Origin of the sequence: Phyllobacterium sp. 1468, assembly GCF_031455525.1 — a bacterium.
Lineage (GTDB): Bacteria > Pseudomonadota > Alphaproteobacteria > Rhizobiales > Rhizobiaceae > Phyllobacterium.
Window position 1 is genome coordinate 130,544 of the sequence record NZ_JAVDSX010000007.1, and the last position, 26,268, is coordinate 156,811.

General features: G+C 51.8%; 24 protein-coding genes and 1 pseudogene. 8 read left to right on the forward strand and 17 right to left on the reverse strand.

What is annotated here, in order from left to right:
• Positions 1-261 precede the first annotated feature (261 nt).
• Both J2X72_RS18940 and J2X72_RS18945 read right to left on the reverse strand, forming a co-directional pair.
• Complete coding sequence (locus tag J2X72_RS18940) at positions 262-1,338, reverse strand: macro domain-containing protein (protein WP_310074491.1); 1,077 nt, start codon at positions 1,336-1,338, stop codon at positions 262-264.
• Positions 1,338-1,964 carry a DUF4433 domain-containing protein gene (locus J2X72_RS18945; RefSeq protein ID WP_310074493.1) on the reverse strand — a complete coding sequence of 209 codons (627 nt, stop codon included), beginning with the start codon at positions 1,962-1,964 and terminating at the stop codon, positions 1,338-1,340. The genes J2X72_RS18940 and J2X72_RS18945 overlap by 1 nt, the downstream gene beginning before the upstream one ends.
• Positions 1,965-2,486: 522 nt before the next feature.
• Between J2X72_RS18945 and J2X72_RS18950 the strand changes: the two genes are divergently transcribed.
• Together J2X72_RS18950 and J2X72_RS18955 are read left to right on the forward strand one after the other, a co-directional pair.
• Positions 2,487-3,284, forward strand: coding sequence for a DUF4145 domain-containing protein (locus J2X72_RS18950; protein WP_310074495.1), 798 nt, complete (start codon positions 2,487-2,489; stop codon positions 3,282-3,284).
• A 162-nt stretch (positions 3,285-3,446) separates the two neighbouring features.
• Positions 3,447-4,157, forward strand: a complete 711-nt coding sequence (locus J2X72_RS18955; RefSeq protein ID WP_310074497.1) for a hypothetical protein — start codon at positions 3,447-3,449, stop codon at positions 4,155-4,157.
• Between the two features lie 77 nt (positions 4,158-4,234).
• On the opposite strand, the pseudogene J2X72_RS18960 reads toward J2X72_RS18955, so the two are convergent.
• From J2X72_RS18960 to J2X72_RS18990, 7 genes and pseudogenes are all read right to left on the reverse strand, one after another.
• Positions 4,235-4,792, reverse strand: a pseudogene (locus J2X72_RS18960) (HK97 family phage prohead protease).
• 176 nt (positions 4,793-4,968) lie between these two features.
• Positions 4,969-5,322, reverse strand: a complete 354-nt coding sequence (locus tag J2X72_RS18965) for a hypothetical protein (protein ID WP_310074499.1) — start codon at positions 5,320-5,322, stop codon at positions 4,969-4,971.
• 193 nt (positions 5,323-5,515) lie between these two features.
• Positions 5,516-5,998, reverse strand: a complete 483-nt coding sequence (locus J2X72_RS18970; protein WP_310074502.1) for a nuclear transport factor 2 family protein — start codon at positions 5,996-5,998, stop codon at positions 5,516-5,518.
• Between the two features lie 967 nt (positions 5,999-6,965).
• Complete coding sequence (locus J2X72_RS18975) at positions 6,966-7,643, reverse strand: response regulator (protein WP_310074504.1); 678 nt, start codon at positions 7,641-7,643, stop codon at positions 6,966-6,968.
• 27 nt (positions 7,644-7,670) lie between these two features.
• The gene (locus J2X72_RS18980) at positions 7,671-8,039 is read right to left on the reverse strand and encodes a response regulator (RefSeq protein WP_310074506.1); all 369 of its coding nucleotides are present in this window, start codon (positions 8,037-8,039) and stop codon (positions 7,671-7,673) included.
• Positions 8,036-9,433 carry an ATP-binding protein gene (locus J2X72_RS18985; protein WP_310074507.1) on the reverse strand — a complete coding sequence of 466 codons (1,398 nt, stop codon included), beginning with the start codon at positions 9,431-9,433 and terminating at the stop codon, positions 8,036-8,038. Before J2X72_RS18985 ends, J2X72_RS18980 begins: the two co-directional genes overlap by 4 nt.
• A 1-nt stretch (position 9,434) precedes the next feature.
• Positions 9,435-10,088, reverse strand: a complete 654-nt coding sequence (locus J2X72_RS18990; RefSeq protein ID WP_310074509.1) for an MEDS domain-containing protein — start codon at positions 10,086-10,088, stop codon at positions 9,435-9,437.
• 309 nt (positions 10,089-10,397) lie between these two features.
• On the opposite strand from J2X72_RS18990, the gene J2X72_RS18995 reads away from it, so the two are divergent.
• Positions 10,398-11,234, forward strand: a complete 837-nt coding sequence (locus J2X72_RS18995; protein WP_310074512.1) for a LuxR C-terminal-related transcriptional regulator — start codon at positions 10,398-10,400, stop codon at positions 11,232-11,234.
• Between the two features lie 315 nt (positions 11,235-11,549).
• The gene (locus tag J2X72_RS19000; RefSeq protein WP_310074514.1) at positions 11,550-12,827 is read left to right on the forward strand and encodes an epoxide hydrolase; all 1,278 of its coding nucleotides are present in this window, start codon (positions 11,550-11,552) and stop codon (positions 12,825-12,827) included.
• Between the two features lie 150 nt (positions 12,828-12,977).
• Here the strand turns inward: J2X72_RS19000 and J2X72_RS19005 are convergent, their stop codons facing one another.
• Positions 12,978-14,516 carry a mechanosensitive ion channel family protein gene (locus J2X72_RS19005; RefSeq protein WP_310074516.1) on the reverse strand — a complete coding sequence of 513 codons (1,539 nt, stop codon included), beginning with the start codon at positions 14,514-14,516 and terminating at the stop codon, positions 12,978-12,980.
• A gap of 208 nt (positions 14,517-14,724) precedes the next feature.
• On the opposite strand from J2X72_RS19005, the gene J2X72_RS19010 reads away from it, so the two are divergent.
• On the forward strand, positions 14,725-15,291 hold the full coding sequence (locus tag J2X72_RS19010; RefSeq protein WP_310074518.1) for a VOC family protein: 567 nt from the start codon (positions 14,725-14,727) through the stop codon (positions 15,289-15,291).
• Positions 15,292-15,582: 291 nt separating this feature from the next.
• On the forward strand, positions 15,583-16,290 hold the full coding sequence (locus J2X72_RS19015; RefSeq protein ID WP_310074520.1) for a type 1 glutamine amidotransferase domain-containing protein: 708 nt from the start codon (positions 15,583-15,585) through the stop codon (positions 16,288-16,290).
• A gap of 474 nt (positions 16,291-16,764) precedes the next feature.
• On the opposite strand, the gene J2X72_RS19020 is transcribed toward J2X72_RS19015, so the two are convergent.
• The 6 genes from J2X72_RS19020 to J2X72_RS19045 form a co-directional block, all read right to left on the reverse strand.
• Positions 16,765-17,154 (reverse strand): heme-binding protein, encoded by a 390-nt coding sequence (locus J2X72_RS19020; RefSeq protein ID WP_310074522.1) that lies wholly within the window; start codon positions 17,152-17,154, stop codon positions 16,765-16,767.
• Positions 17,155-17,451: 297 nt separating this feature from the next.
• On the reverse strand, positions 17,452-18,336 hold the full coding sequence (locus J2X72_RS19025) for an N-acyl homoserine lactonase family protein (RefSeq protein WP_310074525.1): 885 nt from the start codon (positions 18,334-18,336) through the stop codon (positions 17,452-17,454).
• A 484-nt stretch (positions 18,337-18,820) separates the two neighbouring features.
• The gene (locus J2X72_RS19030) at positions 18,821-19,168 is read right to left on the reverse strand and encodes a hypothetical protein (RefSeq protein ID WP_310074527.1); all 348 of its coding nucleotides are present in this window, start codon (positions 19,166-19,168) and stop codon (positions 18,821-18,823) included.
• 587 nt (positions 19,169-19,755) lie between these two features.
• A complete protein-coding gene (locus J2X72_RS19035) occupies positions 19,756-20,082 on the reverse strand; it encodes a hypothetical protein (protein ID WP_310074529.1) in 327 nt (108 codons plus the stop codon).
• Between the two features lie 213 nt (positions 20,083-20,295).
• Positions 20,296-21,708 (reverse strand): AAA family ATPase, encoded by a 1,413-nt coding sequence (locus J2X72_RS19040; RefSeq protein ID WP_310074530.1) that lies wholly within the window; start codon positions 21,706-21,708, stop codon positions 20,296-20,298.
• A gap of 4 nt (positions 21,709-21,712) precedes the next feature.
• Positions 21,713-21,913: a helix-turn-helix domain-containing protein gene (locus J2X72_RS19045; protein ID WP_310074534.1), complete on the reverse strand. Its 201-nt coding sequence runs from the start codon at positions 21,911-21,913 to the stop codon at positions 21,713-21,715.
• A gap of 397 nt (positions 21,914-22,310) precedes the next feature.
• Here J2X72_RS19045 and J2X72_RS19050 point away from each other — a divergent pair, with 397 nt between their 5' ends.
• Together J2X72_RS19050 and J2X72_RS19055 are read left to right on the forward strand one after the other, a co-directional pair.
• Entirely contained in the window at positions 22,311-23,465 is a 1,155-nt protein-coding gene (locus tag J2X72_RS19050) for a site-specific integrase (RefSeq protein ID WP_310074536.1), read from the forward strand.
• Positions 23,466-24,602: 1,137 nt separating this feature from the next.
• A complete protein-coding gene (locus tag J2X72_RS19055) occupies positions 24,603-25,115 on the forward strand; it encodes a GNAT family acetyltransferase (protein WP_310074538.1) in 513 nt (170 codons plus the stop codon).
• A gap of 58 nt (positions 25,116-25,173) precedes the next feature.
• Here J2X72_RS19055 and J2X72_RS19060 read toward each other — a convergent pair whose 3' ends face one another.
• Positions 25,174-26,268: an alcohol dehydrogenase family protein gene (locus tag J2X72_RS19060; RefSeq protein ID WP_310074540.1), complete on the reverse strand. Its 1,095-nt coding sequence runs from the start codon at positions 26,266-26,268 to the stop codon at positions 25,174-25,176.

Sequence of the window (26,268 nt, forward strand, 5' to 3'; positions counted from 1 at the left end):
CGCAAGTTTCGCTAGATCGAGCCGAACGTGATGGCCGCACGCCTTGTTTCCGCAATGCGCGGTCAGCGTGTAACCATTGTCATCGAGGAGACCACCGATTGTGTCTGTGCTGCTGTAGGGTGTCATGAGAACAAAATGAGAACGCGCTCTGATGTCGTCAAGAGCGAAGATCGCGCACATGGATGTAAATTATTGTTCGAACAAGAGTTCAGGCAGGCCTGGAGGAGGTAATCTCAATCGCACTATAATGACATTCGAGAATTAGGCGGGACTCAGCTCATTCTCACTAAGCGCTTCTAGTGCAATCCCGATAATGCGGTCCTCGAAAAGCTCCACCTTTCGTTGTGCAGACTCTTTGCCGCCCGTCCAATGGGCAAGGCTCGTCCTTATGGAATCAACGTTCGGACGCGCATGCTCTTGGTGCACTAACCAATCAACTGTCGCGAGCAGTTCCATGCCTAGCGGAGACTCAAAACCGTCGATCAAATGGCTCGTTGAGTCCAGAACTGCCCTATATGGTTTTGCTTCCTCAGTCGTAAAGTATGCTGAGACAACATCCTTTTTAGCATCATCGAAATGGATTGGTTCAAATGGACCTGCGTCACCAAGTCTCTTGTCACAGTGCAGATAGCTTCCATCAAGCGAATTAAGAAGATGCTTCAACCTGTCTGAGTATGGCCCATATTTGTGAGCCTCGAAATCGAACTTCAGAGTTTCTAGTTGGTGCAAAGCGGCGAAGCGCTCGGCGAAATAACCCAGTTTTTGGATTTCCAATAAGGAGCACTCGATACCCAGTATAGAATAGCGACGAACAAGTTCTGCAATGAGTGCCCGAGCAGGGGTCAACTTCTCCACGCCTGTGCGCTTCGCAACGTTTTGATACTTTTTTGTAGGTTCATATACTATAACTTCCACGTCACTCATCGATGACAACTTAGCTACGATTAGGTCCCTGACTTCACTCCAATCAAGTCCACCATTTCCCGCGCCGAGTGGAGGCAATGCAATTGACTTGATTTTCTTGGAAATTATAACGCGTTTGAGATCATCCAAACCCTTAGATATCCAATCAATCCTCGACGGGTAACGCCAATGAGCCTTGGTAGGAAAGTTGATAATCCACTTCGGACCATAAAGGTCTCGATTCTGGCTCACAAACATTTCACCCACTCGGACCTCTTTTTTCGCACAAGCATCCTCGTACAGCTTAAAGTTTTCTGGAAAGGCCTCTTTGAACATTAATGCGACGCCCTTGCCCATCACACCAACAGTGTTGACGGTATTGACTAACGCCTCAGCATTAGCTTCGAGCAGATTTCCCTCGGCAAATCTAATCATCAAAGAAACCATCCCCTTTTTGCCAAAACCCTGACCTCAACCTTGCGATCTCTGGCTTCGGCCTTAACAGCAGCCGTTACATTGTCATCGTAGCAGGCAATGCCTAACAGCGCCTCTAGAGGCACATGCTTGTAAACAAGAGCCTCAGCTTGGTATTTCTCGAACTTGTCGACATCATCCCGTTTAAAATCGCGTGCTTGCAACGTGGGCCAAATGATCCGATTTAGATCAACCAGATCGTTCGAGAACAGCGCAGCCCGCAAATAGGCGTGCCGATCGGTAAACACAAACGAGACATTCTTTGCAACCAAATGGCGCAACGAAGAGACTAGAATCACAATGTCTTTCATTGGCCGTTTCGTGATACCGTTATACCCGGTTTTGATATTATACAACATAGGACTGTAGGGCGTAAAATAGAACGGCACATAGTCGCTCAGCGTGCCGCCGGGGGGGCAAGGAACCTCCCTAGAAACACGTTTGCTAATGAGCTCCGGATTACCAATAACCACGTAGGGCTTTTCTTGCGTGGTCGCTTTGCAATGACAACCATTGCTCAAAGTTTCTCCAAGGTTGTCCTTATGGACTATCCTGAAGATCAGAGCTTTCTCGGGATTCAAATCCATGGACATGATTCGAAATGTATACTGCGTCATTCCGAGCAGCAAGCATCCTTACTCATAGGCTGGCCAGGTGTGCGCCCGGAGGTGCAAGCTTCGTGTCACTAACCTTGATCGCTACCGCCCACAACGCCACGCAAACCCTCACGACCACGCCCTTGTCTGCTTGTGCGTTTTCATTGACTTGAGAACGTTCGCGCTAAATTCCCGCTGTTGGCGGTCCATAACTTGCTCAAGTCTCGCCACCGCGTCGGCGTCGGCGCCGGTTGCGTCAATGACTGGCGCATAGGTAATCGATGGCCCGCTTGACGCGGCACTAGGACTCCGAAGCGTCGGCATACCTGCGGCGATCATTGTATGCGCGCACCCTTGAACGACATCGTTAGCCGTATTGAATTCGTCAGCCATTTTGGCCTCTTATGATGGGAATGCCCGCGCGAAGGCGGGTTGGGGATGATTGATTTCTATTGAGATTGTTTAACGGTCTGTCGTAACAAAGATTCCAAGAATAACCGGGGGATTCTATTGATGACCGATGTTCGAACCAAGTACGTACCACCGTCATCGAGTCTGACGGGGTTTAACTGTCCCCACTGCGGAGTCCTAGCCAAACAATTTTGGTACAATTGTTATTCTAAGCCTGTCGGAGACGACGAGACTCCCCACGTTTGGCTGCCTGACGAAGCTGAAAAAGCAGATTTCTCTGGAATAGATGACCCGGAGCAGCAAGAGGATCTCAAGAAGTGGGTAAGGAAAGCCTCGACGGGAGTTCCGTTTTTTGACGGTGCGGACAAATACGTCAACCTGAACGTTGTCAACGTCCACGCATCGAAATGCCACAACTGTGGAGATATCGCGCTCTGGCTGCACGACTGTCTCATGTGGCCGACATCTCATGATGCTCCTTTACCTAACCCAGATTTGCCGCCAGATGTACGCGCCGACTACGAAGAAGCTGGGACGATATTAAATTTATCGCCTAGGGGAGCGGCGGCCTTGTTACGGCTTGCCGTCCAAAAGCTGTGCGCCCACCTTGACGAGAAGGGTAACAACATCGACGAAGATATCGCTTCCTTAGTGAAGAAGGGCTTAGATGTTCGAGTACAAAAGGCGTTAGATATTGTACGTGTAGTTGGGAATAATGCAGTCCATCCAGGATTGATTGATTTAAAAGATGACCGTGCAACAGCTGAAAAGCTTTTTGGCCTCATCAACATGGTCGCGGACATCATGATTACTCAGCCCAAGCATTTGGATGGCATGTTTAATGGACTGCCAGAAAAGAACCTGAAGGCAATTGAGAGGCGGGACGCCAAGAAAGCGTAGAGGTCATATTTTGAACTGTGGAAATGCGCAGAAAGGCCCCACAACGGTCCGCAAACAGTCGCGTTTTGAGGGATTTGACCCACCCCTCCCACAAGCTAGAATATTGTGGGCTGACATTACTTCTCCTTGTATATCGTTACGTCGGAAGGGCACGGACAGTGTATGAAAAATTGGGTCAGACTTGCTACGGTAGCAATTGTTATTCTGGCAGTACTACTCGGATTTCGGGCACTATCTGTCTGGATCGAGTGGTGTCCGCCAGAACGCTGCTTGTCGCTCATTGGAGCGGATTTTCTAGGTTTGCTGAAATTTGAATGGGTCGGTCAATACCAGACTCTTCTTGGTGGTCTGGCGCTTGGAGCTGGCGCTTTTGTTTTGAGTGCAGCAAAACTCGAGATACAAGCTGCCGACCGCCGCGAACGAAATCGAGAGAGAGCGCTGATTGTAGACGCTCTCCTTCAAATCTCTACATGTTTTCATAGGTGTTACGCGAATCTGGAGAGGCAAAAAACAGAGGGACTCAAGTACGCGGAAACCGCCGAAGCATTTATTCCTCAAGCCACACGATCTAGCGCAACGTTAGGGTACCTAATTCCAGCAAGTATTGATTTGATAAAGCAGAAATTGGTAGACGATCCTCTTTCTGAAAGTCAGGTAAAACTGGCAGCTATCGTGGCATTTGCGTCAGCGACAATTTTTTTAGAGTCTGCGATGGCAATCAAAAAGAGCGAAGACGCCATTATAACTATACGGGGTGGAAATATGAAATTTGACGACACTCGCGTTAGAAAAATGGCCAGTAAACTCGAGGTGGACTATGACACCATTAGTTTCTTGGGCCGATATTTCTCGAAACCGAAGTTGCCCAAATAATGCCGAAACCTGCGGCGTAACGCGTTCGAGTGCCCTGTGGTTCCTTGTAGAAGTCGTGCGGAGATCGCAGGCACCCATCACGCCTGGACGCCTCGCATACGCAGGTCGAGCTCGATCTTCCGCCGAACAATCTCGCTTGCGCGGTGCGCTTCCAACGACCGCAACGCGGCCGAGGTGTTGCTGTAGGCAGGCCAAGTAACTATCGAGCACTCATACAGGGTAATCTCTGTCAGAGTGCGAACTGGCAAGCTGTTACCATCAACCCATGTCTCGGCTCGGACTCCGAATCCAAAGCTGCACTCCTTCAAATCCCGCCGTCCAACCAGGCCTATGACGGCCTGACCATCCGGTGTCGATGGGTCTACGGTTAGCTTATACCGCAAACCCTTCGCATCTTCGGCAAGCTTGAGCGTGCCGTTGCTCATTCGGCCGAGCACGCGCCCGTGGTCATGATGAAGGAGGAAAACCACGTCATTCTCACGCAACGATCAAGCAAAGGCGCCTGGCTGAATTTTCTCGACAAACTCGCCAGCTATCACGGCCTCGGTGTGGAACGTTGCGGCGTAGCCGCTAATGATGTTGGCCTTAGGGTTATCCAGGGCACTGGCGCGGGTTTCGAAGTCAGCGCAAGCCATGCTTACGCTCCAACGCCTGCAATCGTGCCTCACGCTTTGCGGCCGGAGATTCCCTGCGCATAGAACGGGCAATGGCGACGGGATCAGAGTTCAATCTGATATCCAGCGGCTTGCCTCGCACTAAAATCTTACGCGGCGCATTCCCGCGCTTTGCCTGAGCTTTTTCAATCGCCATTTTAATAGCCCGCCCTTTTCGCTTCACCTAGCCAGCGAGGTATATGTCCGTCGCGATAGTCGCCGAGGAATGCCGGAGTCATCGGAACAAGTGAACCCCAACTAACGTCGTTCGCGTCTAGGTCGGAACGCAATTCATCGTACTGTGCGCGTGCAACCTGTACCTGTTCAAGGGCATCCGCCATCGCTTTGACGCGGCGAGCATACTCGGGTTTGACCTTTGCGCAGACTGCCAGGCTGGCTTTTGAACGAGCGTCGGCAAGCCTTATTCGTATGATTTCCAGCGCATTCGTGATGGTCTTTAGATGGGTATCGATTTCACCCACTCGCTGCAGTGAGGCCGCTTTGCCCGACACTGGATCGCCTAACAGTGCGGCAACCTTGGGATCAACTTCCCGGCTGGTATCCGCCCGGATCGACGCGACAAGCCCGACACGCTCGACCGTTAGCTTTGCCTGCTGGTCGAGGAGGTTGCTCTGCTTGGCGACTAGTTCAGCGTAGGCGGGATCGGCGTCGGCAAGCCATTTGTTCGCCCACTGATTTGAACCTTCATTGAGCGTCGATTAAATCCTCGCCGAATATCAGCTTCTTATAGTTTTGGAGCATTTGGGGATCCTCGACGGACCCGTGGTGGTGTAGTTGGCGCCATACTCCAACTTTGAGTATAAACCACCTCGTAGTTCGAAAGTTCACATTCAGCTCTTCCTGCGGCGTCGTGCATACACCGCGCTCTCGGCCTACGAAAAGATGCCAGCCTTCCCCTCCTTGACCGGTGAAATCATGAAAAGTGACTTGGACTCGCGCCCGACCACTGAAAAGCTTGAGATAGCCTTCTCTGATTGAATTCCAGCCTCTCCGGATTCCACCGATTGGATTATTCATGCTCGGCACGTCGCCTTGGCACCAGTTTTGCTCTAGAGCTGCGATGTCGCCGTCGTTGAAAGCTCGATAGAACTCAATTAGAGAATCGCTCACGCGACCATCCCCGAATCTTGTTTCCAAGCCACTAATTTCTTCTGGATAAGTAGACACATCAAATCCTTTATACTCAACGGTTTTTGGCTATCTGGCATTCGATTAACTGACGGCGCGGACTGACCTCGACCTAACCTTCTTCTGTCAAACTGGGGTTGCACGCACTCGTCCGAGTAGAAGGACAATTCGTCAGCCCGCACCTGACAGTGTCGCCGTGTTTTGTACGTCATTGGCGCCGTTGCGCAGAGCGAGCTCCGCCTCCGCGCGTTACGTTAGGCATAGTCGCGGAAGGGAGTTGATTGAGGTTCTGCATAACGCGGACGCCTTCTTTTCCTGGGGATTTGCTACGTTTCATAGGGCGAACAGCTTTTGCCGATTCCGGTTGAGTAGGCCTCGGGCTCAAAGTGAGCGCCGCGCTTGCAGCGATTGCGGCAAGTAATTCTCGTCGAGTTGGCACAAAAGCTATTGTTTTGATTTTTGTCGACACCGGCTCCTCCGTATCGAGAATATTACTTTGGGCATCACATGGATCGCATGTCGCGTGGTCCGAATTCTACTGCACCAAGGTATCAGTGATACCTTTGGGTATGTCTGCCAGTAACCGGTGATGACTGGTTACAATGGGACCAACACCTTTGAACAATGGACACTGACATTTTCCCGAGCCAAAATTTCTACCATTCGTAATAAACCATACAGGGCCTTAGGCGCGACTAGCGCGGCGTGCGCGGTTTCACAATATCGGATACTATAAGGTGTAAACGTACCCCAGAGCTGGGGGCTTGCTGAAGTCAGTTCACTGCCAAGATCACCGAACTCTTCAGCGTGCAGCTGATGCGCGTGCTAACATGAAAAACGTACGGAAAGCAGTGATGATCAATCGTGGCCCGCTTGGTACGCGGAGTTTATAATTGCAGAACAACCTGGTGCGCCAATGCCTAAATGACAATGTAACGCACTCCAGCTCTCTATAAATGCCAGCAGACCGTAAATACTTCTCGTCCCGGATCCAATCCCCTGATCACTACGATGGGGTTTCAGTATCGAGGTGTAACTTAGCCGCCATATTCACTAATTCGAGGAAGGACCGGGCGTGCATTTTCCTCATAACACGGCCACGATGATGTTTCACGGTTATTTCACTAATGTTTAGCTCAAAAGCAATCTGCTTGTTCAATAAGCCTTGAATAACAAGCGCCATTACCTCGCGTTCCCGTGATGTTAAACCAAAGTAAGATTGCTCCAAACGAGATATTTCCTGGTCTTCGTTGGAAACTGTAACGCTGTATTCCGCTGCGGAACGGATGGCCTGAAGCAGCGCAGCTGGATCGATTGGCTTAGTCAGAAACTCGAAGGCGCCAGCCTTCATCGCCCGCACCGTCATGGGGACGTCCCTATAACCTGTGATGAAGATAATGGGCATTCGCAAACGATCTGATGATATTAAGCGCTGTAGCTCCAAGCCGCTCAACCCAGGCATTTTGACGTCCAATATCAGGCAACTTGGTGCATCAACACGATCGTGCGAAAGAAATTCTTTTGCTGATCCGAATAAGATCGGCTGCCAACCTGCGTGGTGAATGAGGAGCTCAAGTGACTCTCTGACCGAGACGTCGTCATCGACAACGAAGACTATTGGTTTCTTATTCAGGGAAGGAGATACGACTGACGGTCGATTACGATTATCCAAGATATTATACATCCTACATCCCCTCGGGAGCGTTCTTAATTACTTGAAGACAAGTCTGAGTGCGTCTCGCAATTCGTCGCCGCTGAACGGCTTAAACAGACACTCAACGGCCCCTTGATTGATCAGCGGACCGCGCGAGCGTTCATCCCTTTGCGCGGTGATAAAAACGACTGGTATCACCTCACCACGACGATTGAGTTCTCTATGCAGCTCGGGGCCTGAAACTCTCGGCATTGCGACGTCTAAGATGAGACATTCTGTTTTCTTGATCCAAGGCGACTGCAGAAATTCGTTAGCGGACGAGAACGCTTGCACATCGAATCCTAGCATCCGCAGCAGGTCGGGAAGTGACTCTCGCATCGACTCGTCATCATCAACGACTGATATAAGCCTCTCTTCTATCGTCATGGTTCCTCCATGTTGCGTTGTTCGACATCGGGATTGACTATCGGGAGGTTAGAAAGTTCCGTCATGGATATCGGAATAGAAAACCCAAATGTGGCGCCCGGTCCTATATTTCGTATCCCCCAGATGCGTCCGTTGTGACTTTCGACGATATACTTGCTAACGGACAAACCAATACCCATGCCATCGGCCTTTGTTGTATGAAAAGCCTCAAAAAGCCTATCCGCGTCAGCAGTCTCGATGCCTCCGCCAGTGTCCTCAACGGTCAGACAGACCCTGTGGTCGTCATCCAAGAAGGTCCGAACAACAATTTTTCTTTGCCCGTTGTTGTGATCAGCAATCGAATCAACAGCGTTGCGGAGAAAATTCATGATTACTTGTTGCAGCTGCACCTTATCTGCAGAGATTAGGGGGAGATTGGTGAGGAAGTCTGCACGAAGGTTGATCGCATTTCGTTGGAGATCGCTTGCTGAAAGGGCCACAACCTCCCGCGCCGCATCGTTTAGATCCAAGATCTCGACGGTGACGGATCTCTTTTTGAAAAGCGCGCTCAGTCGATCAACAATAGCCGCGGCTCGATTCCCGTCACGGATTGTCCGGCGTGCGGTTTCCAACGCCCCGACGATGTCTGGAGGACTTGCGGACAACATCAGCTGAGAAGTATTGGCATTTGTAATGATCCCTGAAAGAGGTTGATTAACCTCATGCGCAATCGACGCGGCCATAGTGCCTAAACTCATGACTCGAGTGACGTGGGACAACTCCGAACGGAATTTGTCACGAGACTCCTCGGCCAATTTCCGTTCGGCGATTTCTCGTAGGAGTGCCTCGTTAGTTGACTGGAGCTCCGCAGTTCTCTGGGCGACAAGTTCATCGAGCACCGCGGTTAGGTTCTTCTGCTCGAGCAGACGTGCGGCTTCCTGAGCTGCCATTGCCACTTGGTTTGCTGCCACATTCAAAATCAAGCGCTCTTCCTGGGTCGGAAAATTCTCCTCCCGAGAGCCTGCCACTAATACTCCCATAACACCGTGCAGTCCCACGGGCGCTGGGGTGATAAACATGGTCAAAGCCCCGAGGTGAATTTGAGCAGTCCGGGGCCACTCGGTGAAATTGCCTAAACTCGCGTCCAAAGCCTTGGCGATCTGGTCTGCTCGAAGCGTACCCTCGAACAATGAGAGACGAGTCAACTCTAAAGATTCGCCACCCGCCGCTATCAATCGCAGGAATAGAAAATCCACGTCCAACATCGCGCGAAGAACGTTCAAAACTGTGTTGCCGATCTGGCTAAGATCACCATCGGCCCAAATAAATGGAAGTGTGATCAGAGTGATAAGGTCATTTACACATTTGCGTAGACCATCACTATCCGAAACCGCAGCGGGAGCAGGAGAGAACATCTCAATCACTTGCTCCTGGCGACCGCTCCCGCTTCGCGCGTCTCAAACGAAGCTCCTCAAGGAAAATAGCGGGTTCAACATAGAATGGGTTTTGCTGGAGCAGGCCGCCCACCACGACCATCGGGTGAGTTCGTACGATATCGACCACTGCCTCACCGCCAAACTTCGCCAAGTCATAAACACAAATCACAGCATCGTCGTGTTGACTCCACAGATGATTCACACGGGCCTCAAACTGGATGAGCTCAGTCAGATCGGATCGTCCATCAACGGCCCAATCCATCTGACAAACGATGCGACTTAAAGGAAACTTTGAGGATGCGTTACTGTTAGCTATTGCTTCAAATTTCTTGAGCATTCGGTCTGGATCAAACCGCCCGTCCTGAAGATAAACGTCAACATTATACTGTATTTCAAGCTGCCCTTCTTCTTGTGATTCTTCTGTGTCGATCCCTTCACACCGAAGACGTTTCAAGAGAGCAGGCCGCTGCCCTGGATTGATGAGATTTACTGATTTGTGACCGCAGGTAAAGCCGTCGCAAATAAACGGCAGCAACACGCGATTTGACTCTTCTTCGCTGTTGAAAAAAGCGCACACGTGCCTGGGGTGGCTCAGCTCAGAGCCAGCGAAACTGATTGCAGGCAACGATTTCATCGCAAGTACAGCCCTCTTTTTTCTGTCTCGCTCGCTACGGTCTCAGTCCAACGTTGGTCGGCCGAATTGCTCCCGTACATTTGTAACAGAAATCAGGCGCAGATCACAAATGACAGTCTATTATACAATGGTGTCGGTCGTCGGAATATCTTCCACGATGGCACGAACCTGGCCCGTCTCAATGCAACACCACGGTACAATAGAATACATGCCGCGGTTTGGCCATCCTCTTCCCTCGAAAGCAAATGATTTCGCCTTCACGCCACGATCGCCGCACCCGATGTGCCACGCAATTTTGGGAGAGATGGAATGAATAACGTATTGTTAGAATTGAGCACTCATGACAAGCCAAATTATCTTGCCCTCTCGTCTAGATGGTCTGGCGATACGCGGCCACAAGTCATCATTGTGGCCAAAAAATCTAACAACTGGGCTCGGTTGGGGGCAAGACTGCACAGATCTGGCTTAAGATTGAAGATACTGGATCATATACCTGAGGCGTTGTTGTTGGGAAACCCGGAGTTTCCCGTGTGCCTCATCATCGACATAGGTGACGACAGCAATTGTATTTCCTTTCAACAACGGCTTGTCAAAGCAAACATTTTTATTCCGATTATTTTCGTGGCCGAAGTTACCGATATTTCCACGTCTGTAACGGCGATGAAGAATGGAGCGATTGATTTCTTTGCCGAGCCATACCGAGATGAGGATCTGCTGGATTCAATTGACACAGGTCTCGCACGGCATCAGGCGTGGCGATTGGAGTACCAATCGCTGGTCGCTCTGAAGCGTCGTTTTGATACGTTGAGCCCCCGAGAGGTTCAGGTGATGGAGCACGTAGTGAAGGGACGCCTCAACAAACAAGTCGCGGGCGATCTCGGCATCAGCGAAATTACGGTGAAGGCGCATCGAGGTCACGTTATGCGCAAAATGAAAGCGAGTTCTCTTCCAGATTTGGCACGGATGGCTGACAAAATTCTACAGAACTATCCAAGCTACGATGATCCGCAACTTGAAGCCCAAATTCGACCAAAAGCTGATATCAGCCAAAAGCGGTCAAGAATGGACCGTCCTGGCCACCGTCTAAAGGTCCGGCTCAACCTCATCCTTCGCGAGTTTTTGCGACGATTGGGCATACTGTTTTGAAGATGCCGCCTTGCTCATCGTTCGCGACAAGGGACAACGTGATTCAACTTGTTGTCTTACCATAACCTACAAGCTCACGTTCAGTCACATCGGATACCTGAGGAAATATTGTGCTTGTCGCAGCGTCTTATTGAGCATTCGCGCGGCTGGGCAACGCAAAGCTGAACTTTGCTTATTTTCGCCTTCTCAGACAAAAACAGCTGTCGCCTAACACCACTCTAAGGTGTCGTCGACACCATCGGATAATAGGGGCTTCGGTGCCTTTGGTGCGAGTGTTTGGCGCAACCATATTTCTTCCAACTTTAGGAGAGTCCGATGTCAGCATCAATCACACGTCGTAAACTTCTCGCGACCGCTGTTGTGGCAGGCGCAAGCGGTATACTTCCCGAAGCGTTTGCTGCGGCAAAGAGCGGCGATGAGGCAATCACGCCGTTTAAGTTTTCTGCTTCGAACGCCGAACTTGATGACTTGCGGAGACGTATCAAGGCCACTCGTTTACCCGAGCGGGAAACGGTGAGCGACAACACTCAAGGAGTGCAGTCGGAAACGATTACAAAACTCGCTCATTACTGGGCGAACGACTATGACTGGCGAAAAATTGAGGCCAAGCTCAATGCCTTACCTCAGTTCACCACAAGTATTGAAGGATTAAAGATACACTTTATTCATGTCCGCTCCAAGCATGAGGACGCGTTGCCCCTCATCGTTACACATGGATGGCCGGGTTCAGTCATTGAACAAATGAAAATCATTAAGCCACTCACTGACCCAACTGCGCATGGGGGCACGGCATCGGATGCCTTCCACCTGGTCATCCCTTCAATGCCAGGTTACGGGTTCTCCGGAAAGCCAGCGGAAACGGGATGGGATCCAATTCGCATTGCCCATGCGTGGATTGAATTGATGAAACGTCTTGGTTACCAGAAATATGTCGCGCAAGGCGGCGATTGGGGAGACGCAGTGTCGGAGCAGATGGCTCTTATCGCTCCCCCGGAACTGTTTGGTATCCACGTCAACATGCCCGCTACTGTACCTGACGACATTGCCGCCGCGCTACAACCGGGTGGCAAGAAACCCGAAGGTCTGTCACAAGAAGAAGAGCATGCCTACGATCAACTCGACGACTTTTACAAGCATGGTCTCGGGTACGCGATTGAGATGGCCAACCGACCACAGACCCTATATGCGATTGCAGATTCGCCGGTTGGCCTCGCCTCATGGATGATCGATCACGACATTCGCAGCTACGAGTTAATTGCCCGCGTATTCGATGGGCAACCTGAAGGACTGACGCGAGAAGATATTCTCGACAACGTGACCCTCTATTGGCTGACGAATACAGCAGTATCGTCCGCTCGACTTTACTGGGAAAACAAGCTCGCCTTTTTTGCCGTAAAGAACGTCCAAATACCCGTTGCCGTCAGTGTCTTTCCCGACGAAATATACGCGGCACCACGAAGTTGGACTGAGCGCGCCTATCCAAAATTAATCCATTACAACAAGCTAGCCAAAGGCGGACATTTTGCGGCTTGGGAGCAGCCGAACGTGTTTTGTGACGAATTGCGGCAAGCTTTCCGGTCTGTACGCACGTAGATGCTCAAGCGTTAAAAACGACAAAATGCAGATTGTTTCGGTGCTAGCGACTCGCCTACTCTTTTGACGTGCCCGATGCACCGAAACATATTCCACTTACTATTTAAACAACTTCAAGCAGGAGTGGTGGTGCCGGAACTGGAATGTATGTCAATGTTCCGATTTATAATTATCGCGATGTCTAAAATAGGGAACTTCTAAAATGTGACGAATCCGATCGGCTATTGGGGTTGGTCGGTCGTCAGCTAAATGACGGTTGGCATGGGACAGGTGGCTTTCAATCTCCATTCTCTTGGCGAGCAAGAGTCCAAGTTCCTCGGCCAGCGTCGGTCTCTCCCGCATTACACCTGCAAGGATATCCTTGGAGATTTCATAGACGACCACGAAAGTCAAAGCACGTCTACTGGCCGTCTCAGCGGTTCCCATAAGCACGCCACGTTCCCCAAACAGATCGCCAGGGGCAAGTCGAGCAAGTTCGACGGGTGGTCCATCGTCCACCGTGCGTTCCGAAACCACCACTCCGCTTCGCACAATCATAAGCGATGTCATCGATGCGTCTTGTGTTGTTATAGTTTCGTCTTTTTTAAACGTCAGTTGTCGCATCGAGGCAGACAGAGTATCCTTCTCACCTTCCGTTAAAGTCGCAAGCAACGGGACACAGCTAAGCATTCCCCTAGCGGCTCCGGTATGCTTCAGGATGGGATCAGGGCTGACATCTGTAGTAGATGCGCCGACCGGTGCGCCCAGCATGATCCCCGCGGCCTTGGTGTGCCTGTACACTAGGTCATAGATCTCGTTCTTTGCGGTCGCTGCGTGCACAATACTCGATACTTGGAACGATAGTTCGGCCTCGACAGCGGACGCGTCCAGACCCGTGATCGTCACACCAGGCCTCGGGGTTTTCAGAATTAGATTTGAGCTCAACAGCACAGATTTCATTGTTTCCTCGATAACTGCCGGCGTCTGACTAGGCAGTAGGCGGACAGCAATTGTAATGCCGTGGGCTTCATCGGGGGCTGTAAAATTAATTAGGCGGGCTTTGGCTAGGTCACTGTTCGGTATGATAATAAGGTCGTTGGTTTTGCTCAAAATATGGGTCGATCTCCAATTGGTTTCTACAACACGTCCTTTAACGTCTTCCTCCAGACCGATCCAATCGCCGATGCTATAGGGCCGATTGATGTTGAGTGCGATACCGGAAAAAACGTCACTTAAAGTATTCTGGAGCGCGAGGCCAAGTACGATCGCTAAGACGCCCGACGTCGCAATCAGAGTTCCTACTGGCAACTTGAAAACATAAGCAATCACCGAAAGGCCAGCACCGAGGTATATGATTGCAACGAGAAGATCTTGTAGAAGACGTCCCTCACGCGGCTTCAACTCGAGCTTTAAAAATAAGCGCACCGAACTGATCAAGACCATTGCGCCACCTATCCACCAGGTGGCCTTGGCTAGTCCAACAAATAACTGTCGAGCAAATCCTCCACTGTCGCTGTCCTGAACCCAAGGTGCGATCCCGTCTGCAGCTAACACCATGGTAAGCAGCCCGAAGAAAGTGATATGTGCGATGAACCGAAGGGCCGGTCGACCGAGGGTCAACGCCCGTGCTGCCAAGATCAATACAACGAGTGTAGTGAATTGATAGGTCGGGTTAACAGCATTGATTTCGGCTAGCCAGAGGGAGTTCATCTAGCAATCTCACCTTTTGCATCCGCTACTTGGACAGGTCGCGAAAAACGCATACTGCATCGCCGATCTTGGGGCAGCCAGTGTACGATGGTGTTGGCAATACTAATGTATTGGCGATACGACCATATAATAGTGATTAGCGCGCGCGGCCTATAGAATGGAAACAAGATCGCGACAGAGCGGTCTTTCACCCATCGAAGGAGTCGCCATGAAAGATGCTGCGCCGACATGTAAGCACGCAACAGATATAGCGAATTCGAATCCTATGGAAATGAGGCTCGAAGTCGTCGTGATCCCTGTCTCCGATGTCGATCGGGCCAAGGCGTTTTATACAGATCTTGGCTGGAGACTCGACCTAGACCATGCTGTTGGAGACGATTACCGGGTGATCCAATTCACGCCGTCAGGCTCGGGATGTTCTGTAATTTTCGGCAAGAACGTAACTGCTGCTTTGCCCGGCACGGCACAAGGCATGCATCTCATCGTCTCCGACATTCAGGCTGTTTGCAACGAACTGCATCGTCGCGGGATCGATGCGAGCGAGCCGTTCCATGATGAAGGAGGGGTATTTCATCACTCCAATGGCAAATGCATTGCCAATGGTATCAATCCCGATCGGAAAAGTTACGCGTCTTATGCAACGGTGCTTGACCCGGACGGGAATGGCTGGATTTTCCAAGAGGTCACTGCGCGCCTTCCTGGACAACGTGGCGATACCAGTTTCACAACGCAGCTTTATCAAGTGGTCTGGGGTGGAGACGCAATAGGCACATGAATTGTCGTCAGTCTAAAGCTCTTGGTGTGACGGCGTCGGCCGAAGTGCCAATGAATCTGCAGTTGGCAACAATATTCTGCATCTAACAGCGATTGCGCCACTGACATTATCATGCGTTTAAACCTGTTGCCGGCCTTATGTTGAAGGTTTTTGAAGTTTGGACGCGTTGGCGAATTCAGATATTTCAGTGATACGAAGGTATGACTGATACCAACGTTCAACTGCATTGTTTGTCGATTGTCTTCATACTCCTTGACGCATTCCAATTTCAAACAATGGAAGGAGACGACAATGAAAATTCTGATGGTATTTACCTCTCACGACATACTCGGTAACACCGGGCGCAAGACAGGCTTCTGGCTCGAAGAGGGCGCCGCACCCTATTATGTTTTTCGAGACGCCGGTATCGAGCTAACGCTCGCCTCACCGAAGGGTGGCCAACCGCCCGTGGACCCCAAGAGTGACCTGCCCGAAAACCAAACTCCTGCCATGGCGAGGTTCAAGAAAGATTCCGCAGCGCAAAAGGTCTTTGCAACAACCCAGAAACTTGAAGGGATGCGCTCGGAGAATTTCGACGCAGTATTCTATCCCGGAGGCCATGGCCCCATGTGGGATCTGGCGGAGGACCAAAATTCCATTTCTCTAATCGAATCTTTTTATAATTCCGGAAAGCCGGTCGCGGCCGTCTGTCATGCTCCGGGCGTGCTGCATAGGGTAAAATATAAGGGTGAGCCGATTGTTAAGGGCAAGCGTGTCACGGGGTTTACCAATACCGAAGAAGAGGAAGTCCAGCTCACGCACGTTGTGCCATTCCTAGTCGAAGATGAGCTTAAGCGGCTAGGAGGACTCTACGAGAAAGTAGGTAACTGGGGTGTCTTTGCCATCACGGATGGTCGGTTAATCACAGGACAAAATCCTGCGTCTTCGACCGCCGGAGCTGAAGCGCTGGTCAAACTTCTCTCCAGCATCCACAACAAAGCTAGCTCTACCGCTGCATAAGCCAGTTTTTAGATTACACATTCTTCATTAAGGCCGCGGGACATTCTCGTCCTGCGGCCACAAATTTCTCATGCCGGTCTAGCAGGCGCACACAATGTAGGTTTATTCCTCGGCTGGTCATCCGCAGCGTTGGCCAAAAGAGTACCGAAGAATGGAACCATTCCTTCCCAATCAGATGAAGCCGAAGGATATAGCGAGGAGGACACATCCGCAGTTAGCTGTGAAAGTCATGACAGCAATAACCTGACCTACTTGGCGCGCTACCGTTCGGGGGTGGAAATCTTGTTTTGCCTGTAAGGCGATACGCCAATGGGAAAGGATAAGGACCGGTCTACTTCGTGGGGCCTGGCCATCGAGTTGGACAAGGATACTCCAGCCAAGTCTTGCGAAAACGCTCTTGGTGATAGAGGTTGCCAGGTCGAGCTAAGATTCTCTCCACCGGATCGCGATAGCCTCACCCATGTGTGAAATCGCTTAAGACCTTCCAAGAGCCGCATCCAGAATTGCGACGTCTTGCTCAACGGTTCCACCACTAACACCCACGCCAGCGATAACCTTGCCTCCGTAATGAAGGGGCGCACCTCCTCCCATGGCGCAGAACTCGTCCTGAGACATTAGGTGAAAAAGCTCCTTCCCTGGCTGCACGAGCGGAAAAAGGTCGGCCGTCCTCATTTGCACGAGTGCCGAGGTATAAGCCTTTCGCTCGGAGAGCAGCATTGAAAATGCAAGCGCTCCGTTCATTCGATGCTGAAGGACTATATTTCCATGAATATCGATTACCGTCACCGAGACGGGCACGTTAGCAACGACGGATTCGGCCTCGACCAGGCCCGCAATGCTTTTCGCCAAACTGAGTAGGTCCATTACTGTTCTCCTTAAAAGATGAAAGCGAAGCATCTCAACAGATGGAGTTTGAATTAGTGCGAAGCGAGCGGCTACTAGACAAGGGTATTGCGCATACTAAGGTATCAGCCAATTTGTCTGTGGAGGGACCCGAGCGCCTCAGGAGACGACAGCGTGACGTCTACTTTGCTTACCATTCCAATGATTCAGCTGATTAAGGCTGCGCTGTTTGGCGCCTATCGCGCTATCCCTCGAAATTATGGAGATAGTTACTCCAGGCCGCATAGCGCCGTTGTGCAAATACGGGCGCCCACTGGGTCAATCGTAATATTGCGGCACGAGCTTGAGACGATCGGTCTGCTGCTTGTCGTGGTTTATGAAAAGCACAGCAGAATATTGCGCCATCAGAGCTCTGATGCGCTCCATAGAAGCCAAAGACTGAGCCTTGTCGACGTTCAAGCCCGGCACGATGTTTCGTCGAAAGTTGTCCTCAAGATGAACTACGTCGCCAGATAGGATCACGTATCCCGTGTTTCTCAAACGCACCATAAGCGATTGGCTTCCGGGAGTATGGCCGGGCGTGGATATCAGCCTGACGCTTCCATCATGGTAAAGATCCACGTCACCGGTGACCAGTTCAAGCCGTTTCGGGTGGCCCAGTAGCTCTCGCGCAAGAGTTACAAGTATGTTCAAATTGGCATCTGCGGGCGGTGCCCCGTTGATCCACTCGTACTCCGCGCGCTGCATCACCACCGTTGCGTCCGGGAAAAGTTTGACATTCCCGATATGGTCGCCATGAGAGTGCGAAATGAGCAAGTATGTAACGTCACTTGGGGTGAGGCCAATTTCCGCAAGTTGAGAAGAAATGGTCCTATCGAGATGATATACGATAAGGCTCGGAAGGGTCGACCATCCTTTCGGATCATCGATAGTTTCTTCCGGAACACCAGTATCCCACATGAGCACATCTGAGCCATGGCGAAGGAGATAGCAAGTCGAGGAGAACTCAATGTTCTTACCGACGTTTTCGCCAGGGGTCCACACTGACTCATCGTTTGCTAATGAGTGACCGCAGTCCAAACGGTATAGTCTTTCAACGAAGCCAGTATTTGGTAGCGTTACACCGGCTGTGACATTGACGATTTCTGTCGACAAGACTGGATACAAATTTAGGCCGACGGCAGCAATTAGTAGCAAAAACATTTCGAACCTCTGCGCCTTACTGTGGATGCTTTGCTGAGACCAAGGTCTCTTTTGAAGCCGAAGCGAAAGAGGCAACTGAGCCCGCCGCTTGGGACATGTACTCCATGCGAGTGGAATGCAAGATGTCTGAAGCCACCAAAGATGCCGTTGCGAATGTCAAGAGGCTATTGAACAATGGTATTGCCTAGACCAAAGAGTTGTCAGGCGAGCATCAAGGAAGGCATCATTGTTATCTCAGCATGGTGGCGGGCTTTGTTGCTTTTCTTGCTGCGAAGCAGTTATACGCGGCGGGTATAGTTGGCGCCGATGTGGAAATATCTCTAGACGAGAACGGCGGCCCAGCATACGGCGAAGAGGATCAGGACGCGAATTCGGGATACGAACAAGACGGCAGTGACGGGGAGGAAACAGAAGAGTAGTCGGAGCGTTTGATCATTCTTGAATTATCAGCGGCCACGCACAGCTTGGCTAGCCCCACACCGTTTTAAATGCCATTTTTAATGACCACGAAATTGTCAGACTTTTTTCCACCCATCACGCCACGAGACTTCCGAGGCCTTGGATAAATTTGGATATCCTCTTCCACCAGCAATTTCTCATTGTTGAAGTCGAGAAATTTTGATGTGTAAGTTGCCAGTTTGGATGGCCTCAATCCGTTGCCGTTAAATGAGATGACTGGTCGAATATCAATCTGACGAAAATCAAACGTTGAGAACTGTCTCTCGTTTTGAATGTCGTTGATAATGGTCTTGAATTTCCCTGTTAGATGAGCTGGTAACATGGAGATGAACGTTTTCAACGTCACCCATCGCATGCCAGTATCGAGTTCCATTGGCATCGACACAGGCTATCATCTTTGGAAGTCGGGCTTTATTTCGGTCGCTTAAAAACCTCCTTCCAACCAGACGCTGGCAGATCAAATTATAGAAGTGATTTACGTTCCAGAACTCGACTGATCGGGTGGGCTGATTGTCATCGTGGAGGCTTCGCTCACGCGAAGCAACTGCGTTGCGATCGAAATTGAAGGTTATAAAGAAACCATTTTCCTTAGCATATCCTTCAAACGTGTCTGTTTCTGATTTCTGTTTTGAAACGTAGTCGGACATTACCTGGTCAAACCAGAGACAATTTCTGTTCTCTAAAATTTTCATAGAACTATAAACCATCCGATTTTCAGGTGGTTTGCCAACTCAAACATCGAAGATAATTGTGAGGGTCTTTACACAACAGAATTGTAATCGATTATCGGTTATTTATGGGGGACCGACGCGACTTCACCGTCCCAATCAATATTTTCCCACCATGGATCTTCAGCGTCATCCTCAGGCCTTTGTGAAAACCATTCACTGTGGTCCGACATCCGGCCTAGATCGTCCCTGCGCAGAAGGGTCAGACCCGACGGCATCTTATCGACGTATGTTACGAACTGCGTTGGGTCGTCGGCACCCGAAGAGTACGGCAAGCGTTGACCGCTTCCTCGCCGAACGCTGCAATGAGTTTATCATAGTCTAGACTCATCACTTCGCGATCATGGATATCAACCGTCCAGGCGCTACCCTCGCACTCACCACTCTCCAATACCTCGTCGCGTGCGGCATTGTATGCGACCATGGCCTCATCCTTCTTTCGCTTGGCGCGGCCAAACTTATCAACTGGCGATACACATGCGCGCTGGTGAGCCCTGCCGACTGACATGTCGAGTCCAAGGTCCTCGTAAATGTCTAAAATCTCTTCGTTGTGGTTCATGATTTCTACTCCTTTGGTTGGGTGGAAAATTGGGCGCGGATTTTTTGCCTCACCGCCTGTTTTGCTCCACCTATATTTTTCTACTACACACCACCTCACCCCACCCCTTTCCTTAAGTAAAAGGGGGTGGTGAGGCAGGTTTTTGCTGCACCGCCCCACCTACTTTGCCTCACCTGTTTTTCGATGGTGAGGCAGATGTGGCATGGCAGTTTTTCACGCCGGTTTTATGTGCTTCCTCATGTTGCGCCGATCGTCTTGGAGCATGACAATTTGGAGCTCGCAGTCGTCTAGCCAAGCTTGCAGCATGGTCTTGATTTTCTGCTTGTCGCCCTTGTCGCCCGAGTCCATGCCGAAGAGCTCCGCGACCAGATGACCGGCCCAAAGGGTAGACTGCCAATCATAACGGTACGCGCTGTTTGCAAGACGCGTCTTAAGGCCACACAAAAGGTCAGCCGGAACGTTCTTGACTAGCTCGTCACGCTGGGCCTTTTCACGCTCGGTCTTCAACGCTTCGGTGTCTTCGGAGGAGGGCGGAGTCCAGCGCTCGACTACGCCGGTAAAGTCTTGCGGCTTATCTATGCCCTCGCCATTTTCCATGGGAACCGAAACAAAGCGATACCATTCAGAAAAGCCGCCAGACTTGCCAAGGTTAGCTTTCACCATGTCGGCGCGGAAATATGAGCTCATATCCTCGCGAGGAATTCCCCACTTAGTTGCTTGCTCTGGCGTCATGCGGTTCAAGGCACGGACAGCGCGAGCCTTATCTTTCAATGCGCCTGCGCCACGGCCGGAGTCCTCCGTTACCTCGTTGTTACCCTTTGTGACGTGGTGCGCGAGCTCGATTGCGATATCGAGTTTATCGGCAATATCAACCCACACCTTGGCAACCTTTTGAATCGCCATGTTATCGTTTTCGTTGACGCCATGAGTCGAAACGAACGGGTCAACTATAATCACGTCGATTTTGTTCGCCGTCACATGCTCGACAATCTCTTCAACAACTGGCTCGACGATAAGGACTCCCTTCTTATCATCGACGGCAACCACAAAATCACTGTCGCGGCCCGTGCTGAGAAAGAGCCGGTCTCCGATATCCTCTTCTGTTATGCCGAAGTGAGCCGCCGTAGCCTCTATTTTGCGCTCTATTTCATCTAGGGGGTCTTCAGTGTTCACGAACCACACATTAAGCGGACGCTCTGCTTTAACCCCGAGCAATGGCCTTCCTGTCACCATGGCGAGAACCTCAGTTGAAATAAGGGAAGTCTTGCCAAGTCCGCCAGCGGCGAACATCGCCGACATGTACTTGCGGATCAGGTGATTGCCATAAACAAACTTGCGCAGCGGGATTCGCGACGTGCCTCGCAATTTGAATTGCGTGACTTTGATCTTAGCCTTTGGCTCGTTATCATGGGCCACGATCGGCGCGCGAATGTTAAAGCTTTCCTTTGGTTGCGCCGTGGATTTGCGTTCTGTCTTGAGGGTCAAACCGGCTATGGCGTGGCTCCGCGTTCCTCCTGCAAACGATACCTGAGCAATGGAACCATCAATGGAGTCGACATGTCCCTCGCCTAACCAACTGCTCATAACCGTCGAGCCTGGTACAATAGTATGCTGCGTATCGGTCATGCGCTCATGCCGCCACCCGCTCTTGTGCTGCCAGCCATGTGGCTAGCGACGAACGTCGAGCCGCTACGGTGCCACCGAGCTTGAATGTTGGTAGCAATCCATTGTCGACGAGACGGTAAGTCTGGCGACGCTTTATTCCAAGATATTTGGCGATTGCATCGGCGCCCATCAAAAGGTCGCCTTGGTTGTCGTTGTCGTTGTTCATCTTGTCTCCTTGGTTTGGGCGCGCGCAAAAGCGCACGCGGGTTGCATGTAGACGGGCGTGGGTTGGCCATCGGAGGGCAGACTCGCGCCGTTCGAGAAACTGGAATCAGAACGGCGCCAAGCGCGACGATGAACGGAATCCAAGCTGTATAGGGTATGCTTTTTTTGTGGGCGCTGCCTGGTAGTCGCCCTGTTGGGCTTTGTGTGTCGGCATGCAGTCATTCGCGACTCTTCGGCTTCTGGCCGGTTGGACTCAAAAATGAGGAATCCGTAACATAAACACTATCTGGCAAATATAATTCAGGTCAACACTAAATATGCCGTTAATTACACCTGTTACATGTACCCTTTTTTCATGTGCCATGATAGTTCATGTTCCACAATTTCAGGAGGTCACAATGGCAACGGTTAAGAAGCGCAAATGGACAACGGGCAAGGGCGAGCAGCGCGAGGCGTGGGTATTCGCCTGGACGGATGCGCAAGGCAAGCGCCACAAGGAGCAGTTCCCGCTAAAGCGTGATGCAGAGGCGCGGCGAACAGAAATAAGCCATAAGGTAAGCACCGGCACGTTTCGCGCTGAAGCTGCTACCAAGACCGTTAAGGACGCGATAGACGAGTACATAAAGCACTTGGAGGCGCGCCACTCCAAAGGCGAGTCCGTGACAACCATGTATCTGCGCAATACGTCTGCGCAACTGCGCACACACGTTCAACCGGAGCTTGGCAGCGTTAAGCTTTCCCAACTAACGGCGCGATCGGTCAATGAGCTCGGTTCCAGCCTGCGCGCTGCGGATGTTGGATTGATAACGGTGCGTCGCACGATCGGCAGCCTGTCGCGCGCCCTCGCTCACGCGATTGCTAAAGACTGGGTAGCCACCAATGCGGCCGTAGGCGTGCGGATTATTGGCAAGCGTGGCGAGGGTAGCGAAAAGGTTGTACCGCCTACCAAGGCCGCCCTCACCGCTCTATTGGCCGCTGCTGACGACGACATGAAACGGCGAATCCAGTTTGCCGCCGCGACCGGCCTTCGCGCCTCCGAGCAATGGGCTCTGCGCTGGCGCCACCTCGACCTTACCGGCCGCAAGCTAACCGTTGAAACACGAGTTGATGCGTTCGGAGAATTCGACACCACAAAGAGCGATTCAGGAAAGCGCACTGTGCCGCTCGGAAAGACGACGGCCGCCGACTTGGCCAAGTGGCGCAAAGAGTCGAAATTCAAAGGCGAGGAAGATTTCGTCTTTCCTGATTCAGCGGGTGGCTTTACGCGGCACACGAATTTCCTGCGACGCAAGTTAAGCCCTTTGCTAGAGGCGGCAGCCGAGAAAGAAAAATCAGAAGGCCGCAAGTTTAACCCTGTTGGCTGGCACGCCTTGCGCCACTTCGCGGTCAGCAAATGGATAGAGGCAGGATTACAGCCGAAGGCCATCCAAACGCTGGCCGGTCATGCTACCTACGCCATAACGATGGATAGGTACGGCCATATGTTCCCAAGCGACGATCACGCCAATGCAATGGACGCTATTTCAGAAACCCTTTTTGCCGATGGCGCATGAATGGCACATGATGGCTTCATGTATTTGATTTTATTGAGATGAAGTGCGGTCTTTTAATCAGTAGGTCCGGGGTTCGAACCCCCGCGCGCTCACCAAAACCCAAATAAATCAATAATTTAGCGATAGGCCAGCCCATCGGTCGTCTTGGCGCATGGCAAATTTGGGCGCATATTTGAGCGCGGGCGCGATTGCGGCGTCTGCCCGGCGATCGGAAAACCCGCGCATGCCCAATCGCGTTCCTTGGCCCGCTTCGTGGCAAGGCGGTGGATTGTAACCGTAGTTGACTTGTGCCGTGAGGCAGAAGCTCGACATAATTGGAACGCAAGGAACGCCCCAAGGGCAATAAGCACGCCTGTTCCCTGCCTTTGGTCCGCCGCATTCGTGGCGGGCCATTTTTAGACGCTCTCCTCATCGAATTCCTTGGCCCAAGGCCCCCATCTTTCCGCGCGAATGCGTGGCAGCAGCCCTAGCAGCCTATGGCCAGAACAATCGACGCAAGTGGTTCAGTCTTGCTGGGGCGTCCGAGGATTCGAAGGCCGGTGCAAATGGCTGACAGGGTTTGCTAGTGGAAAAAGGCTGGAGCGCCTATCGCAAGGGTGGCATGGTGGGGCGGCTCCAGCCCTGCTTGCCGGGAAGGTTTGACGTTTTCCCTGTAAGCAGGATAGACCTTACAAACTAAGCCTGAAAAACCCAGTCGGCCATTTTACTTAATGGAAAACCCTCAATCTTCGCAATTTTCTACCCATAGCGGGCAAAAAAAGAGGTCGGGCGACACAAACACCGTTGGGGGTGCGTAGTCAGCTCCGACCTTGGGGTGCCGCCTTAAGGGCTTTGGGGGAAGTGAGTTCAAGGCGACAAACGAGTGTCGCCCGGTCGGGTGTTCAGGTCCAATCACGCTTTGCCTATGTCTGACACAAAAAGGGAGAAGGGAAGGTGTTTTTGGGCCCCTTTGCGACCCGATTCCCGCACGAACTGGCCGGTGACACGCGGAAAGATTAGCTGATCTGCAACTTATATGGTGCAATGATGGAGGTTTGCCGAGGACACAAACCTGGCGATCGATCAAATGACTTGCCGCGTTGCAGCGATTCAAAAGACGAGAGATATCTAAAAGGAAATGTCAGGGGGGCTTAAGGAATGATTTTCGACAGAGTTACCCGCATTGCATTCGCCGTCGCCAGCGCGTTTCTCATGTTGCTGGCTTTCGGTTTGATCGCTTACGCCGCCTATGAAGTTGCGAGCGATTTGCTGACATACAGTGCCGACATCGGCGCGACCCTGCTTGAAGCAGTGGGATACACGGTCATCGCCATTGCGGTGTTCGATGTCGGCAAATACCTGCTGGAAGAAGAGGCAATTCGGGCCCGTGAAATGCGTCGAGCCGACGAGGCCCGCAAGAGTTTGACCAAATTCATTTCGACGATTGCCATCGCAGTGTTTCTGGAAGGATTGGTCGCAGTATTCGAGGCCGGGAAAAAAGACCTCACCATGATGATCTACCCCACCCTCCTGCTGCTCACCGGCGTGTTGTTGGTCGTTGGATTGGGCATTTATCAGAGATTGAGTGCGTCGGTGGAAACTGAAATATCTGACAAGGACACACCGCGCACGACGCGGAACAGACGCTCGACATCACAAGCAAACAAGTGAAATGGAAAGCGGACCCGCAATTTTGCGATTGCTGATCCGCCTCCACGCCAGACCGCTTCTACGCCTGCGGAAATTTCGCGTCCGGTACCACGACCAGTTTCCCGACAAACCCCTTCGCCATGAAATCGGTCTGCGCTTTGTGGAACTCGGACAAGCGATAGACGCCGCCAACGAGCGGCTTGATCTTACCTTCCTCTATGTAGCGCACGATACGGCGGAAATCGCCGCGCGTACCCTGCGATGATCCATGCAGAGCGAGCTGCTTGAGGTACATGGTACGCAGGTCCAGCTGCACGACCGGTCCACCGATCGCTCCCGCAGTGGTATAGCGGCCTTCTGCGCGCAGGATGCGCAGCAGATCGTTGAACATCGCACCGCCGACGAGATCGGCAACGACATCGATGGGCTTCCCGCCCGTCGCGTCATTGACAGCAGCAACGAGATCTTGCGTACCGCGCGTGATGACTGCTTCGGCGCCGAGATCGAGCAGTGCCTGTTCCTTGCCAGGTCCGACGAGTGCATAGGGAATCGCGCCGCGCGCCCTGGCAAGCTGGACAATGCCGGAACCGACACCGCCGGACGCGCCGGTGACAAGTATGTTTTCGCCGTGTTTCAGGCCTGCCCGTTCCAGCATCTGTTCGCCAGTCAGGTAAGCACAGCAGAAGGTTGCCAGTTCGATATCGCTCATGTCCGTATTCACGACATGGGCGTTATCGGCCGGCACCGTGACGTATTCCGCGTAGCCGCCATCGCGGCCGTGGCCGATATAATCGATATCGGCAAGGCTGTCGTCGTCGCGGTTATAAATTGAAAAGTCCACCATGACGCGCTGACCAGTGCGGTCCTGCGGAACGCCCTCGCCGACGGCCACTATATTTCCAACGATATCGGTTCCCTGAATACGCGGAAAGGTCAGCGTCGGCTCTTGCCTGCGCCAGGTGGAAACTGCGCCGGCATCTTCCTCGGTGCCATAGGCGCCTTCGCGTACCCACACATCCGTATTGTTCATACCGCATGCCGTTACCGAAATCAGCACTTCGCCTGCAGCGGGGATTGGAACTGGTGCCTGCGCGTTGTAGACCAGCTTGTCGAGGCCACCATGGCCCGTGAGTTGAACCGCGGCCATGGTTTTCGAAAACTTCTCATGCATCAT